General features: G+C 56.6%; 10 protein-coding genes. 5 read left to right on the top strand and 5 right to left on the bottom strand.

Features of this window, described 5'->3' with window-relative positions:
• Positions 1 to 11: 11 nt before the first annotated feature.
• Entirely contained in the window at positions 12 to 761 is a 750-nt protein-coding gene (locus tag LZU96_RS20905) for an SDR family NAD(P)-dependent oxidoreductase (protein ID WP_233988507.1), read from the bottom strand.
• Between the two features lie 197 nt (positions 762 to 958).
• Here LZU96_RS20905 and LZU96_RS20900 point away from each other — a divergent pair, with 197 nt between their 5' ends.
• From LZU96_RS20900 to LZU96_RS20885, 4 genes are all read left to right on the top strand, one after another.
• On the top strand, positions 959 to 1,861 hold the full coding sequence (locus LZU96_RS20900; RefSeq protein WP_233988505.1) for a LysR substrate-binding domain-containing protein: 903 nt from the start codon (positions 959 to 961) through the stop codon (positions 1,859 to 1,861).
• Between the two features lie 193 nt (positions 1,862 to 2,054).
• The gene (locus LZU96_RS20895; RefSeq protein WP_233988504.1) at positions 2,055 to 3,503 is read left to right on the top strand and encodes a sugar porter family MFS transporter; all 1,449 of its coding nucleotides are present in this window, start codon (positions 2,055 to 2,057) and stop codon (positions 3,501 to 3,503) included.
• 295 nt (positions 3,504 to 3,798) lie between these two features.
• Positions 3,799 to 4,365: a lipid IV(A) palmitoyltransferase PagP gene (gene pagP / locus LZU96_RS20890; protein ID WP_233988503.1), complete on the top strand. Its 567-nt coding sequence runs from the start codon at positions 3,799 to 3,801 to the stop codon at positions 4,363 to 4,365.
• Positions 4,366 to 4,383: 18 nt separating this feature from the next.
• Positions 4,384 to 5,883, top strand: a complete 1,500-nt coding sequence (locus LZU96_RS20885) for an alpha/beta hydrolase (RefSeq protein WP_233988502.1) — start codon at positions 4,384 to 4,386, stop codon at positions 5,881 to 5,883.
• Between the two features lie 42 nt (positions 5,884 to 5,925).
• Here the strand turns inward: LZU96_RS20885 and LZU96_RS20880 are convergent, their stop codons facing one another.
• Positions 5,926 to 6,780 carry an aldo/keto reductase family oxidoreductase gene (locus tag LZU96_RS20880; protein ID WP_233988501.1) on the bottom strand — a complete coding sequence of 285 codons (855 nt, stop codon included), beginning with the start codon at positions 6,778 to 6,780 and terminating at the stop codon, positions 5,926 to 5,928.
• A gap of 95 nt (positions 6,781 to 6,875) precedes the next feature.
• Between LZU96_RS20880 and LZU96_RS20875 the strand changes: the two genes are divergently transcribed.
• A complete protein-coding gene (locus LZU96_RS20875) occupies positions 6,876 to 7,790 on the top strand; it encodes a LysR family transcriptional regulator (protein ID WP_233988500.1) in 915 nt (304 codons plus the stop codon).
• On the opposite strand, the gene LZU96_RS20870 is transcribed toward LZU96_RS20875, so the two are convergent.
• The 3 genes from LZU96_RS20870 to LZU96_RS20860 all read right to left on the bottom strand — a co-directional run bounded on the left by LZU96_RS20870 (position 7,774) and on the right by LZU96_RS20860 (position 15,443).
• Positions 7,774 to 12,366, bottom strand: coding sequence for an ATP-dependent helicase (locus LZU96_RS20870; protein WP_233988498.1), 4,593 nt, complete (start codon positions 12,364 to 12,366; stop codon positions 7,774 to 7,776). The two genes, LZU96_RS20875 and LZU96_RS20870, sit on opposite strands and share 17 nt — an antisense overlap.
• A 115-nt stretch (positions 12,367 to 12,481) precedes the next feature.
• Positions 12,482 to 13,672: an MFS transporter gene (locus LZU96_RS20865; protein WP_326491884.1), complete on the bottom strand. Its 1,191-nt coding sequence runs from the start codon at positions 13,670 to 13,672 to the stop codon at positions 12,482 to 12,484.
• A gap of 706 nt (positions 13,673 to 14,378) precedes the next feature.
• Positions 14,379 to 15,443, bottom strand: coding sequence for a mechanosensitive ion channel family protein (locus tag LZU96_RS20860; RefSeq protein WP_233988494.1), 1,065 nt, complete (start codon positions 15,441 to 15,443; stop codon positions 14,379 to 14,381).
• Positions 15,444 to 16,338 lie beyond the last annotated feature (895 nt).

Raw genomic sequence — 16,338 nt, 5'->3', positions numbered from 1 at the left:
GCAGGGCGCTTTTAATGGATAAGCATGCCGCCGTTGACGTCCAGCGTGATGCCGGTCAGGTAGCTGGAGAGATCGCTGGCGAGGAACAGCGCAGCGTTGGCGACGTCGCTGGCTGCGCCGAGGCGGCCAAGAGGGATACCGTCAATAATGGCGTGACGACGTTCATCCTGCAGCAGACCGCCGGTGATGTCGGTCTGAATCAGACCGGGCGTAAGCGCATTGATACGGATCTGATCGGGGCCAAATTCGCGCGCCATCGCTTTGGTGAGCCCCAGCACGCCAGCTTTGGCTGCGCTGTAGTGCGGGCCGCCAAAAATACCGCCGCCGCGCTGTGCGGAAACCGACGAGAGGCAGACAATACTGCCGCTCTTTTGCTGCTGCATGGTGGGGATCACCGCTTGTGACATCAGCAAAGTGCCGCGCAGATTAACATCAAGAATGCGATTGTAATCCTCAAGGCCAATCTCCAGCGTTTTCACCGGCTGCGTAATCCCGGCGTTATTGACCAGCACATCTATCCGGCCATAGTGCTCCAGGACCTGATCGATTGCCCGGCGAACGCTAAGCGGATCGGTCACGTCTGCGGCCAGCCCCAGATGACCGTCACCACAGGCCAGCGCACTGGCCTGAGCGGCCTGTAAATCCAAATCCAGCACCACCACGCGGGCGCCGTGCTGCGCAAAGCAGGCTGCGGTTGCACGGCCAATCCCGCGTTGGGAAGCTGCACCGGTGATAATCGCGACTTTATTTTCAAGTAACATGGTCCACTCCAGAAGAATAATTATTAGTGGTTCGGTATTGCTACCGGCAGGGTCACGATCAGAATTGATAAAGCCGTCGATATTGGCAATGCAAAAAAATTCATTTGATGCTGAATGAATTTGTTGGTTTGATGCAGTTAACATTTCTGCGGTTTAGAAACGGGCATACATCACATATTTCCGTCACGGAGAGACCAATGGACAAGCAGGCTGACCACTTACCTTCGATTAAATCACTGCGGGTGTTTGAGCAGGTGGCCCATTTTGGCAATGTGGCGCGTGCGGCGGAGGAATTAAGTATTACGCCTTCGGCGGCCAGTCATCAGTTGGCAAAACTGGAACGGGAACTCGGTTGCAGCCTGTTCAATCGTTCGGCTAAAGGCGTGGTGCTGACGCTGTCAGGCGAACATTACCTTAAAGAAATCAGCCCGATACTGCTGGGCCTGGCGCAGGCGACGGCGCGCATCAGTAACGAGAAGACGCGCAGTAATCTGCGGATTCACTGCGCGCCGAGTTTCGGTCTGCTGTGGCTGTTGCCGCGGATTCATAAATTTCGCGACAGCTACCCGGAATTTCAGCTAACGCTCTCCTGCTCCTATGAAAATTTATCGTTCAGTCGCGATAATATTGATCTTGCGGTGCGGCACGGTTTCCCGGACTGGAAATCGTTTGAGATTAAAACCATCCGCCATGAAAGGATGTCGGTACTGGCTTCGCCCGATTATCTTGAACGCTTTCCCGTTAATCAGGCCGGGGATCTCATTCATCACGCGCTGATATTATCGGAATCACCGCTTATTCAGTGGCCACAATGGTTCGCTGCTCAACAATTACCCCAGCCGGACAAAGAGTGGTTATTTCGCTTTGACCGCTCTTATATGAGTCTTGAAGCCGCCATGCTGGGTCACGGGCTTATTTTCGAGAGTGAGTTGCTGGCTGAAGATTATCTACGCAGCGGTAAACTGGTCAGAGTGCTGCCAGAGCCCTATAGCCTGCCGGTCAGCGCGCACCACCTGGTCTATCCGCGCGGATTTGCGCAGTTTCCCCGCGTCAGTCATTTCCTGAACTGGATCCAGCACGAACTGAATACGTTAATTTAATGTTAAAGATAATTTCGGTTCGCCACTATTTCCCTGAGTTTTGTAATTAATTATCCCGCCAGAAAAGACGCATTGCTAAAGCTAAGTGATAAATACCGTCTACACTTCATCTCCCAATCGGTAAATATGTTCCAATTTTATTCCGTATGAAATTTCATCAACGGATGTTTAACTTGTTAATGGCAGGGTAATTATGAGTACGAATAGACCAGACGCGGGTGAAGCGGGCGAACACGCGCCTGCCGACACGGTACGCCAGCGTATTTTTCTTGTGGTGCTGGTTGCCACTATGGGTGCGCTGGCGTTCGGTTATGACACCGGGATTATCTCCGGTGCCTTACCTTACATGACTTCTCCGCCGGATCAGGGCGGACTTGGGCTGAACTCCTTCACCGAAGGGCTGGTTGCCTCTTCACTGGTGTTCGGTGCGGCCGTCGGTTCGTTCCTGAGCGGCTTCTTCTCCGATCGCTTTGGTCGCCGTATCACGCTGCGCAGCCTGGCAGTGTTGTTTGTGCTTGGCTCGCTGGGCACGGCGCTGGCGCCATCGGTCAATGTGATGGTGGCGATGCGTTTCCTGCTCGGTATCGCGGTGGGTGGCGGCTCTTCGACCGTGCCGGTGTTCATCGCTGAAATTGCCGGCCCACGACTGCGTGCGCCGCTGGTCAGCCGTAATGAACTGATGATTGTCACCGGTCAGCTGATCGCCTACGTGGCCAGTACGCTGCTGAGTTATCTGCTGCACGATCCGCATCTGTGGCGTTACATGCTGGCCATCGCGATGGTGCCTGGCCTGTTGCTGTTTATCGGAACCTTCTTTGTTCCGGCGTCACCGCACTGGCTGGTGGCGGAAGGTCGCCTGAAAGAAGCGAAAAAGATCCTCAAATACCTGCGTGAAACGCCGCGAGAAGTGCGTCATGAAATGGCGCAGATGAAGAAGCAGGCGCGGGAAGCGGAACGGGGTCCTGATGCAAAAACCCTGATCCGCGAGAAGTGGGTGATACGCCTGATGATTATCGGCGTCGGCCTGGGCTTCGTGGCGCAGTTTACCGGGGTTAATGGCTTTATGTATTACACGCCTATCATCCTCAAGCAGACCGGTCTTGGCACCAGCGCCTCAATTGCCGCCACCATCGGCAACGGCGTCGTTTCCGTCGTGGCGGCGATTGTGGGAATCTGGGCGGTCAGCCGTTTCCCTCGTCGGGCGATGCTGATCACCGGCCTGTGTCTGGTCATCACCTCGCAGATTATGCTGGGTGCGGTGATGACCTTCATCAGCCCGAGCCTGATGCAGAGCTACCTCGCGTTGGGCTGTATTCTGCTGTTCCTGTTCTGTATGCAGATGTGCATTTCACCGGTCTACTGGCTGATGATGTCGGAACTGTTCCCGATGCAGTTGCGTGGCGTGTTAACCGGCAGCGCCGTCTCATTACAGTGGATCTTTAACGCGATAGTCGCCTTTGGCTTTCCACCCATCATGGAATATGCCGGCAGCACCACCTTCTTTATCTTTGCTGCGATTAACGTCGGCTCGCTGATCTTTGTGATGGCGATGGTTCCTGAAACGCGCGGTAAAAGTCTGGAAGAGATTGAGTCCCATATGAAAGAGAAGTTTGGCGAAAAATCCCTGGCTGCTGAAGCCTGATCCTCCGAACCGGACTGGCTCCAGTCCGGTTCTTTCTTCCTGCTGTTCACCGTTAACCTTGAGCTGTAGCGCTCAGACATTCACTGTAATCAGTGGTCGTTATACCTTCACCCTTGGCGATTTCAGCCTGAAATTCTGCTCAGTACGGTCTGAAAGCAGCCTCTTCATTTCTGATCCTCTGGGGAATAAGCCAGATTATCCGCTATTTAAGCGAAGCATGACCGGTGACAATCGGCGCGTTAAGGACTGCGCTATACTCATTCGTCATCACCACCGCGCGCTGACGGGACCTGTCATGAAAATTGCAACCGCAACGGTATTGCTTGCTGCATCGCTGGCTGTCGGTCCGCTCTATGCTGAAACAGCCGTCTCGTCTCTGTCATCCTGGTGGGATGGGGTGACGGACGATGTCGCGCAGACCTGGAATGCACCGCAGCATACCGATCTCTATCTGCCCTTTATCAGCTGGCATGCCCGTTTTATGTATGACAAAGAGAAAACCGACCACTATAACGAGATGCCGTGGGGCGGCGGGCTGGGTGTGTCGCGATATGATGAGAACGGCAACTGGAATGCGTTATACGCGATGGCGTTTAAAGACTCGCATAACGAGTGGCAACCGATTGTGGGTTACGGCTGGGAAAAGGGCTGGTATCCCGGTGATAATCACGATTTCCGGTTAGGCGCGGGATTAACCGCGGGTATTACGGCTCGTGACGATTTCGGCGGATATATCCCGTTGCCAATCGTCCTGCCGCTATTCTCTGCCGGTTATAAAGCGCTGAATGTGCAGTTCACCTATATTCCCGGCACCTACAACAATGGCAATGTCTTATTTGCATGGCTTCGTTATGGCTTTTAATTTTTCAGGTAAGGATGCATGACCAGGACGTTAAAAAAAATCGCCCGCTGGAGCAAACGCTGCCTTCTCGGCGCAGGACTGATCGTGGTGCTGTTGCTGATCTTCCGGGTATATGAGGCTGAGCGCGGTCCGGAATTACATCGCTGGCACACCTGGGTACCGCATGAATTAACGGTTGAGCAGCTTGATCAGGCCAGCTATGCCGATTATCTGGCGGCGGAAAACCGGCTGTATGATAAGATGAAGCAGCAGGTCAGCGACAAGCTGGAAGCGGACGAGAAAACGCCGCTTAACCGCTACTATGCTCGTAGCCTGATCTATCCCGAAAATTTCAGTCACGACTGGAACCGATCCTATATTCTGCGACCCGCTGGCGTACCGCGGGGAGCGGTTGTTTTGCTGCACGGCCTGACCGACAGCCCCTATAGCCTGCGACACGTGGCGGAAGCCTACCGCCAGCAGGGCTATGTGGCGGTGGCACTGCGGTTACCCGGTCACGGCACGGTACCGGCCGGGCTGACGGATGTAGACTGGCAGGACTGGCTGGCGGCGACACGGTTAGCGGTGCGTGAAGCGACCCGGCTGGCGGGTGAGAAGACGCCTCTGCACCTGGTTGGCTTTTCCAACGGCGGCGCGCTGGCGGTGAAGTACACGCTGGACAGTCTGACCGATCACCATTTACGCCGTCCGCAACAGCTGATCCTGCTGTCGCCGATGATAGGCGTAACCCGTTTCGCCCGCTTTGCCGGTGTCGCGGGACTGCCGTCGATTTTTCCGGCTTTTTCCAAAACGGCCTGGCTGAACATCGTGCCGGAGTTCAATCCCTTTAAGTACAACTCCTTTCCGGTTCACGCTGCTCGCCAGACCTACCTGTTAACGCAGGCGCTGCAAAAGCAGATTGTGCAGGCGTCACGTCAACAGCAACTGGCGACCTTTCCGCCGGTACTGACCTTCCAGTCGGTGATGGATTCCACCGTCAGCACCCCGTCGGTGATCCGTTCTCTCTATAATTACCTGCCGGATAATGGCAGCGAACTGGTGCTGTTTGATATCAATCAGGCAGTCAGCGTCAGCCCGCTGTTCCGTCACTCCTCCTACACCGCGGTTAATCAGCTGTTGCCGGCTGCCCGTCGTTTATATACCTCAACGGTGATCACTAACGCCACGGCCACCTCGTTAAACATGGTGACGAAAACAGTACCAGCCGGTGAGATCAGCGAGCAGACGCTGCCGCTGGCGATCAATTATCCTGCCGGTCTCTATTCACTCTCCCACGTCGCGATCCCGTTTCCGGCGCAGGATGGCTTATATGGCAGTGAGCCAGCCATCAAAAATGAGTTTGGCATCAGCTTCGGCACCCTGTCGCTGCGGGGCGAGAGTGCGGTGCTGATTGTCGGTCTTGACTCGATCATGCGCGCCACATCGAACCCGTTTTACCCCTATATGATCGACAGAATTGATCACCACATCCGCTGTAGCGATCGGCCCTCGCTGGTGGAGTGTCTGAAGCAGTTCTGACACCGTTCAGCCAAAAAAAAGCCCGCGAGGCGGGCGAATAGCTCAGATACCGTTGAGTTTTGCCATGATCTCATCGCTTAACGTCAGTTGAGCGCTGGCCAGATTTTCCTGCAAATGCGCGGGAGATGAGGTGCCGGGGATCAGCAAAATGTTTGGCGAACGGCGCAACAGCCAGGCGAGCGCGACCTGCATCGGCGTGGCATTCAGTGCGGCGGCGACCTCATTTAACTGCGTCGACTGCAACGGCGAGAAACCTCCCAGCGGGAAGAACGGCACGTAGGCGATCTGTTGCTCGGCCAGCTGATCGATCAGCGCATCATCCTGCCGGTTTGCCAGGTTATACATGTTCTGCACGCAGACAATCGGCGTCATGGCCTGCGCGTCAGCGACCTGCTTCGGCGTGACGTTACTCAGGCCGATATGCCGGATCAATCCGCGCGCTCTGAGTTCCAGCAGGGCTGCCAGCTGCGGTTCCAGCGAACCTTCCTGCGGCGCAAACACCTGAAACATACTGCGCAGATTCACCACCTCGATGACATCCAGCCCAAGATGACGCAGGTTATCTTCTACCGCCTGGGTCAGCGCGTCGGGTTCCATCGCGGGCAGCCAGCCACCTTTAGCATCACGCCGGGCGCCGACTTTCGTCACGATGCAGAGATCCTGCGGATAGGGATGCAGCGCTTTATTGATGAGCTGGTTGGTTTCGTGCGGGCCGTAAAAATCACTGGTATCGATATGATTAACGCCTGCGGCCACCGCATCGCGGAGTACCTGAATGGCCCGCGCTTCATCTTTGACCGGACCAAAGACGCCCGGTCCCGCCAGTTGCATAGCGCCGTAGCCCAGACGGTTAACATTACGATCGCCCAGCGGATAGGTCATGGTGGTGTGTGACATGGAAACCTCCTGCGTGAATGTAGATTGATTGTAACGGGGTTCCTGTTGTGCAACTATCCGGTCAGATCAGGACAGACTGTACGGAGTGCTGCACAATGGCGGTAGAGATAGCGTTACTGGAGGCGGTCGTGGCGGTGGCAAAAGCCGGTGGTTTTCGTGAGGCGGCCCGGGTGACCGGCAGTAACGCGTCACGTCTGAGCGATGCGGTTCGCCGTGCCGAACAGCAACTCGGTATCCGGTTATTTCACCGCACCACGCGGACGGTGGTGTTAACGGAAGCGGGCAGGGCGCTGATGGATCGTCTGCTTCCGGCAATGAATGAGGTCAACGCCGCGCTGGATGCGATCAATCTCTACCGCAATACGCCAGGCGGTACGCTGCGGCTCAACGTACCGGTCAGCGCCACGCGGCTGGTGTTACCGGCGTTATTACCGGAGTTTCTGCAGCGGTATCCCGACATTCAACTGGAGATTGTGGCGGAAAGTAACGTTCAGGATGTCTTTCGTGACGGTTGCGATGCGGGCATCCGCTACGATGAACGGCTGGAGCAGGATGTGGTAGCGATGCCGATTGGCCCACGTCGCCAGCGGTTTGCCGCCGCCGCTTCACCGGCTTACCTTGCCCGATATGGCCGTCCCGATCATCCGCGCGATCTGATCCATCATCGCTGTCTGCGGGGCCGATATGCCAGCGGCGTCATGCCGGACTGGGAATTTAGCCGGGATGGCAATGACATCACTGTACAGGTGAACGGACCGCTGGTGGTGAGCGTTGGCGGAGCGATGGATCTGGCGGTTGAGGCGGCTATTGCCGGTAGCGGCATTATTTATCTGTTTGAGGAGTGGCTGCAGCCCTGTTTTGACAACGGAAAACTGGAACCGCTGCTACAGCCCTGGTGGCTGAGCTTCTCTGGCCCGTGGCTCTACTACAATGACCGCCGGTTAATTCCGGCACCGCTGCAGGCTTTTATCGATTTTGTTCGTGAAGATAATCTCAGCCGTACCAGCTGAATCCCTGTGGCACGCGGGAGAATCCGGCATGGCGCAGGGCGTTGAGTAATGGCGACTGCGAAACCGGCTGACCGTTTACCGTTTCCAGCGTAAAGCTCAGCGATCTTTCGCGCTTCAGCGCCAGCGCCAGTGCGGCGATGGCGGCCTGCTGTTGCGCTTCATCCGGTGTAAAGATCAGCAGATCTTTTCCGCCCTGCGGCAGATAGAGCGCCAGCTCGCCACCCACGATCGCGACCCGCGCACCCAGCCGCCGCACCGGGCGAGTGCCGGTCAGATGAACCGGCCAGCCAAGCGTGGCACCGAACGGATTCGCCGGGTCCATGGCGGCAAGCGCTACCGCGGCGGTGGGGTCGGCCGGTTGCTGTGCCAGTTCACGCAGGCGCTCAATCGTCAGGGCGTCAGCGAACTGCGCGCCGCCTGCACCAGCGATAAAGCGTCCACGCATTATCCGTCCGGCATCCTCCATACCGCGCAATACTGGCTGCAATGCAGGAAAACCACCGGGGATCTGCTCCGAAATTGCGCTGCCGCGGGTAATGACGCCGTAGCGGTCGAGCATGTTTTCGGCCAGCGCCAGGGCCTGACGTGTCGGTGAAATATCTCGCCGGACAAGACGTGACCAGCGTCCGGCAATGGTATTAACGCCCGGACCGCGTGACGGTGCGAATCGCTGCACATGACGGCTACGCAGCGCGCGCGTCGGCCGGGAGCGTGTCCCGCCCGGCGAGCCCAGCAGCCCACGCACCGCAGTCCAGGTATCGGTGGTGATGTCGCCCTGCCACACCAGTTGCCATAAGGCGGCATAAATATCGCCGGATGGCGGCGTCTCCGGTCCCGCCAGTTTTGCCATAATCTCGTGGGCGAACCACGCGCCACCGTGGCTGAGCGCCTCAAGAATAGCCTGTTGCAAGGCTGTCGGTGACTGCGTTGAGTCAGATGGCGGCAGCGTTTCAGCGGCAAATTCGGCGAGATGGAGCGAAATCAAGCCGTCGCTGTGTCCCAGCGCCTTATGCCCGCACCAGAGCACCTCGCCGTTAGCTAACAGTTCATCCAGCATCGCGGGCTGATAATCACGGATTCGGGCGCGAAGGATTTGCGACTCCCACAGCGAAGCAGGCAGCGCCACGCCCGCCAGCTGCTCTATCACCCGCGCCAGGCCATCAATACCCTCATACAGCGGCTGCGCCACCGTTGAGGATTCAAGGGTAAAGGCGGCCGCCGGATTAAGCACGCCGTGCCGCTCCAGCAACAGCGTTACCCAGGCAGCAGGCGCGACCGGACGCGTCGCCTCACGCGCTGATTGCAGTGAACGTAGCCGCAGCCGTTTAAACACGCCGGCATCAACCCAGACGCCAGCCGACGCGTCCGGCCCGGCGGCGATGCTTAGCAGAGTGCCCTGCTCGCGTAACGGGCGCAGCGCCTTATTGACTATCGCCACGCCTAATCCATAGCGATCGGCGAGCTGCTGCGCGCTGAACAGGCTATGGGTTCGGGCATAGCGGGTGATCAGGTCGCGGAGCGGATCGGAGAGCGGTTGTAAAAAGGTGGCAGGCAGGTTATCGGGAATGCGGGTAGCCAGCGCATCGCGCAAACGGGCAGCATCTTCCACCACCGCCCAGCGCGCCTCGCCGGCAACGGTGACGCGAATCACCCGCCGGGTTTCTTCAAACTGCTCTAATGCCGCGACCGCCTGTGAAGGATCGCCGCTGAAACGCGCCTCAATGTCATTCAGTGACAGCGGACCCAGCTCGCGCAGCAGATCCACAATGCCTTCAACATGCTGTGCCTGATAGCGCGGGTCCAGACGCTGTAACGCCTGCTCTAGCTGCTCAACCACGGCAGGTGCCAGTAATTCACCTTTATCCGTCTGGCCGAGCAGTTCACCCAGCAGGTTGCTGTCGAGTGCCAGCAGTGAAGCGCGGCGTTCAGCCTGTGGCGCATCGCTGGCGTAGAGAAATTCGGCCACATAGCCAAACAACAGCGGCGCTGCGAACGGCGAAGGGTGTTCAGTGATCACCTCAACAAACTGCACGCTTCCCTGCTGGATCTGTTTCATCAGGCGGTGCAGCGCGGGCAAATCATAGACATCCTGCAGGCATTCGCGTGCGGTTTCGATCAGGATCGGGAAATCTTCATACTGGCGAGCCACTTCCAGCAGCTGACCGGCCCGTAACCGCTGCTGCCACAGGGGAGAACGTTTACCCGGATTCCGCTTTGGCAGCAGCAAGGCGCGTGAAGCACATTCCCGAAAGCGGGCGGCGAACAGCGCCGAGCTGCCTATCGTGTCAGCCACTTGCTGCGTCAGGCTATCGGCATCAAAAACAAACAGTTCCGCGCCCGGTACCCGGCCTTCGCTATCGGGAAAGCGGGCGATGATGCCGTCGTCGCTGGCGACCACTGAAGCATCTATGCCCAGCCGCCGCTGGATGCGGGCCGCGATCGCCAGCGCCCAGGGCGCATGGATGCGTTGTCCCCAGGGTGAATGCAGGATCACCCGCCAGTCACCGGTTTCATCACGGCAGCGTTCGATTACCAGGGTGCGATCGCCAGGCAAAACGCCGGTGGCAGCGCGCTGCTCAGCCACTAACGACAGCAGGTTCGAGACGGCATGATCATTCAGCCCGAGGGAGTGCAGATGCTGTTGTGCATCTTCGGGCGTCGCGTGATCAAGCTGACGCAAAAACACCGCCAGGCTGGCACCTGAATCTGCCGCCCGGCCAACGCCTTCACCGCGCCAGAACGGTAAGCGCGCTGAGCGACCCGGTGCCGGTACGACCACGACCTGATCGTGAGTAATCTGCTGGATACGCCAGGATGTCGCCCCGAGGGTGATGATGTCATTAACCCGCGATTCGTAAACCATCTCTTCATCCAGTTCGCCGACCCGCCGCGATCCCGATTGCTCTTCGCCTTCAGGCAGGATGACGCTGAACATGCCGCGATCGGGAATGGTGCCGCCGCTGGTGACGGCCAGATGCTGGGTGCCTGGCCGGGCCGTTAACAGGCCACTTTGGCGATCCCAGACCAGACGAGGACGCAGATGCGTAAAATCATCCGACGGAAACTTACCGGCCAGCATATCCAGCGTGGCGTCGAACAGGCGGCGAGAGAGGGTGCGAAACGGATCGGCACGCCGCACCCGTTCAAACCACGCATCCGCCTGTAGGGGCTCCATGGCAACGGCAGCCAGCGTCTGCTGCGCCAGAATATCCAGCGGGTTACGCGGCGGTGAAAGGGCATCAAGCTGCCCGGCCTGCATCGATTGCACCATCACCGTCGCATCAAGCAGATCGCGGCGGGTACGCGGAAACAGAATCCCGGTGGAAGCGCCGCCCACCTGATGTCCGGCCCGGCCAACCCGTTGCAGCGCGCTGGCGACGGATAACGGTGCACCCACCTGAATCACCAGATCAACCGGCCCCATATCAATGCCGAGCTCCAGGCTCGATGTCGCCACCACACACCGCAGATCGCCCTGTTTCAGCGCCGATTCAATTTCGCTGCGCTGCTCTTTCGACACCGAGCCGTGGTGAGATCGTGCAATAACCGCGGGCGCGCTGTCGCTGCGGTTCTGGCTGCCGCCGGAAAACGAATCATAGTGCTGCGCCGGTTGGCGCAGACTTTCTGTCTGCTGCTGCGCCGCGTAACGTTCATTCAGTCGCGCGGTGAGTTTTTCTGCCAGTCCGCGTGAGTTAGCGAACACCAGCGTGGCACGATGCGCCATGACCAGCCGCAGAATGCGGGTCTCGATATGCGGCCAGATCGATCCGCTGGGCTGACCTGTGCCGCTATGGGGATTCGGATCGCTGGCGATATCGGTCATATCGGTTACCGGCACTTCAATGCTGAGATGCAGGATGCGGCCAGCGGCGGGATTCACCACCAGAGTTGGCTGACAGCCGCCGAGAAACTCAGCGACGCGTTCGACCGGACGTACCGTGGCGGAAAGCCCAATGCGCTGAGCGGGCTGCGGCAGCAACGCATCCAGCCGCTCAAGGCTTAGCGCCAGCTGTGAGCCGCGCTTTGATCCGGCTACCGCATGGACTTCATCAACAATGACCGTGGTCACGCCCTGCAACGTGGTACGGGCTTTTGAGGTCAGCATCAGAAACAGCGATTCCGGGGTCGTTATCAGAATATCCGGTGGCCGTCGCAACAGTTTTGCCCGTTCAGCCGTTGGCGTGTCGCCGGATCGCATCCCGACATTGAGCGTGATCTCTGGCTCGCCCCGTTGCTGACGTTCAGCCATCACGCCGGCCAGCGGCAGATTGAGGTTGCGCTGCACATCTGCCGCCAGCGCTTTAACCGGCGAGATATACAGAATACGGGTGGTGGATTCGCGATCGGGCGCGGGCTGCTGCGCCCGGGCCTGGAACAGCGAATCGATGGCGGTCAGGAAGGCCGCCAGCGTTTTCCCCGAGCCGGTCGGGGCAATCACCAGGCAGTGCTGACCGCTGGCAATTGCCTGCCATGCCGACTGTTGCACCGGCGTCGGAGCATCAAAGGTCGTGGAAAACCAGCGCCGCGTCGCGGGCGAAAACAGGGCTAAAGCATCATCAGGACGGGATTCAGGCATGATATTTCTGGCGTTACCCAACAGCAGGACTCAGTGAATCGAACCGTTTGAGTGTAAATGATAATCCCGATTTGTGAATGACGTGGCGGGGAAGCTGGTCATTCAGTCCCACTATTTAGCTGTGCGCCCGGGCAAATGAACCAGATCTGACCGCCAGCAACGACACCAGCGCCAGTATCACAATCGTCATGCCATAAAGAAATGCGGTCAGAGTCAGGCCAATGTGTGGCGCGGCGATACCTGCCAGAATCGCCGGTAGCGCAAAGGCGAGATAGCTTTTGATGAGAAAGGCCGAGAACAGCCCGGCGCGCTCATGGCTTTCAGCGAGTTGCATAATGATCTTCAGCACATTTGAAAAGATTGAGCCAAATCCCTGGCCCGCAATGGCCGTGCCGAGATAGAGCCAGACGACGGCATGCAAACCGACGCCAGAGAGAGTGACACTGACACCGGCTATCAGCATCAGCGTCCCTATAAACAGCGCTCGCGCGGCTGGCAACGACCGGAAGAAAAATACCGCGGCGGTGGCGCTCAGCATCAGGGTTGCCACCACGCTGCCACCAATAAAAGGTGAGGTCAGGCCGGTGGCGCTGATCACCAGCGTCGGCATCAGTGAAAGATAGAATCCGCCCAGCATCCAGGTGGCAATGTTCACCGGCGCGACTTTCAACAGCGGTCCCAGCGCCCGACGCGGAATCATCACCTGTGGCCGCAGCGCCGCCAGCACGCCAGGCTGGGGTGAAATGGTTTCGGGTATCAGCGGCAACAGCGCCATTGCCACCAGCATCGCCAGTAACAACAGCGCATAAAGCATAACGGTAGGGAAGGGGGCGTAAGTGACCAGGATGCTGCCTGCCAGCGTACCCAGCGTCATTCCCAGAAAGGCGGTGACGGAGTTGAGCAACGGACCGCGATGTTTATTGGCATCGATCAGGGTCGCGCCAAAAGTCGGTAAGGCGATGCCGGTCGCAAAGCCCTGAACCAGACGTGCGCCGATTAAAACCGCAGCGGAATCTGCAGTGATAAAAATCACCAGCGCCACGCTATTGAGCGCCAAAGCCAGCAGCATCAGTGGCCGGCGACCGGTGTAGTCAGATATTTTCCCCACGGTCAGCAACGCAGCCAGCAGCGCAAAGGCATAGACCCCAAAGATTACGGTGAGCAGCGATGGACTCAGATGAAACAGCGAGCGGTAGAGCGGATAAAGCGGCGTCGGTGCGCTGCTGGTGGCCGAAATCAATACCGCGCCGGTGAAGCTGAAAAGCGTCAGACGTGCAGCGGACCGGGGAGTCAGAACGGGCTGGATGGCTGTCATGATGGATACCTTAATGCAAAGGATTAGCTTTAATAAGGTATACGGGCAGTGCGGGCTTAATGCAATATCTTTGCTTTAACCTTTCCTGCGGTGCCGTGATCACGATGAGGTTAACCGTGCCGAAAAGCGAGGGCGTTAAAGGTGACCGGCTAATAACGCCTTGAAACAACGACACTCTATCTCGCTAAGCCTTGTTATACAGCCTGTCTGCTTGCTGGATTTCCGGAATCTGATTTCACTGACTACAGTGAACGTAGTGGTTTAACGCAACGGCCTGAAAGCGGCCTGGCAGGCGTTTCTGTGAAATCAGGCTGTTTTCGATCGGAGAGTCAAAGCCGCGGATAACCACTCAGCGACTGCGGGTGAAGGGTGCTGATTTCAGTGAACAAAGACCAACAGTGGCAATGTCTGGGCGAGACATCATAACGTTGTATGGTTACCTCAACGGGATAGCGATCATCGCTCCTTCATAAAGGTGAATGCCGGTGCAAGTAACTGGCAAGGCTATGCGAAGGCTGAAGATGATGCCGGATCGACGCCGCCGGTCATCTTAATCAGGGATTTGACTGTCTGTTCTGGCCAGGCGTGGAAAGCAGAGCCGGACACATGCAGGAAGCGGAAGGTCAGCGGCCCTGACGCTGAGAAAGCACACTGTACCTTCCGCTTTTATTCGACTGCAACTCAACCTCACCGTCTGTCAGGCAGCGGTATCGGTGAGAGACGCTCTGACGTGAGGCAGACTCTGCGGATAATTCTGCTGAATAAATTCAATCATTTTTTCCCGCACGTGACAGCGTAAATCAAAGGCTATCGGGGAATTTTGCGCGGTCATCAGCATCCTGATCGTCATGGTCTTCTCGGTGGTATCGGTCACCTGAAGCACCTGAGTTTCCCGATCCCAGAGTTTGGTTTCATTCAGCACTTTTTCAAAATGCTGTCGCAGCGGTTCTAACGGCATTGAATAATCAACGTAGAGAAAAACCGAGCCCAGAATCTGCGCATTATTGCGGGTCCAGTTCTGAAACGGATTTTCTGTAAAGTAAGTGATGGGCAACACCAGACGGCGCAAATCCCAGATCCGCACCACCACATAGGTAAGGTTGATCTCTTCAATCCAGCCCCATTCTTTTTCTACCACCACGGCATCATCAATTTTGATCGGCTGGGTAAAGGCGATCTGAATACCGGCAAACAGATTGACCAGCGACTTCTGCAGGGCAAAACCAATGATGATACCGGCTACGCCAGCACCGGCGAGGATAGTGGTACCGAATTTTCTCACGCCGGGGAAACTGAGCAGAATCAGAGAGAGGCAGAATAACACCAGTATGACAATGACGACTTTCTTTACATAAATGATCTGTGTGCGAATTTTACGCGCACGAAGGTTGTTCGAAATATTGATGTCGTAGCGGATGTAAAGCATATCCTGCGCCACGTTGGTTAATCGAATTAACACTGAGCAGAACGATAATATTATAAATACATTCACCGTATTGGTAATGAAAACCAGCAGGTCCGGGTGAATGTCGATGTAATTAATCCCGACATTGACCAGCAACAAGGGAATGAAAAGGAACATCGAGCCACGAAGGTGTTTTTCGAGGGATTTGAACAGTTTCCGATCACGACTCTGCCAGTAGCGAATAAACCTGAGAAGGATAAGGCGTGCAAGAAAACCCAGTACAAATGAGAGCGCGAAGAGTAATACAACAGGCACCCATGATGGCAAACCAGATAACTCATCAAATATCAACGGCATTATTTTCCCTTATATTCAGCTAACAACCCTGAGTTGTCAGATAAGTTTTAAACATTCAGTAACCGTTGTGTTCACGGTTATCAGCAGGTAAATCAGGTAACACCTGAGCTTACCCGATGTTCAATTTATCAACTGACGTTACACATGAAATCTCCTGAAAATACGAACTTTATGGATATCAGCGCCCACACTGATGTCGTGTTGACGTTTGCTTCACCCGGCCAGATAGCCAGGTCTCCACGCTTAGTGGCCGTCGCAGCGTGACGACATAAACAGTATTGAGTATGAACTATAGTTGCCGGGTTAACCGAAAATGGTGCCGGCTGACGCGGTGATGCTGAAATGCGGGCTGTCAGGGGGCGTCAGCCGTGGCGATCTTCGCCGCTGACCTGAGTGACGTCCGCAGCCGCAGTACGGTCTCGGAAAGCCGGCTGGCCCGATGAACACGATTGGGTAATGCGCCTATCCCAGCCTGATAGGTCAGAGAGTGATTGTTCCAGGTGAAAACAGGAGTCGGAAGACTCTCATTAATTCCGCATCAATATCAGAACGATACGCGAAGTCGGAACGAGTGAAACAATTTTGAAACCCTGTATCCTTCGGAGTAAGCGAACACTGCCGTTTCGATGAAATGATCCAGGATGGGGCTGCGGAGGATTTTATGCTTTTTGGTCAGTTCAATAATGAATGTGGTCGCTGCCAGTCCTCACTCATCAGGGGAACTAAACAGGGCAGGTTATCTGCTCAATTTTACCCGAAGATAATATTCGCGTCTGGCATTAGGTGGGTATCACCGTTTCAGCAGAACGTTAATGCGGTGAGTAATAATAAATATCCTCAGACGATAAATATGAAAGAAAATATTCATGTGGAAAAATCCATTTAATTAGCGTAC

The organism is Pantoea agglomerans (genome assembly GCF_021397715.1).
In the GTDB taxonomy this organism is placed as follows: domain Bacteria; phylum Pseudomonadota; class Gammaproteobacteria; order Enterobacterales; family Enterobacteriaceae; genus Pantoea; species Pantoea astica.
This window is presented reverse-complemented; position numbering and strand designations above follow the sequence as displayed.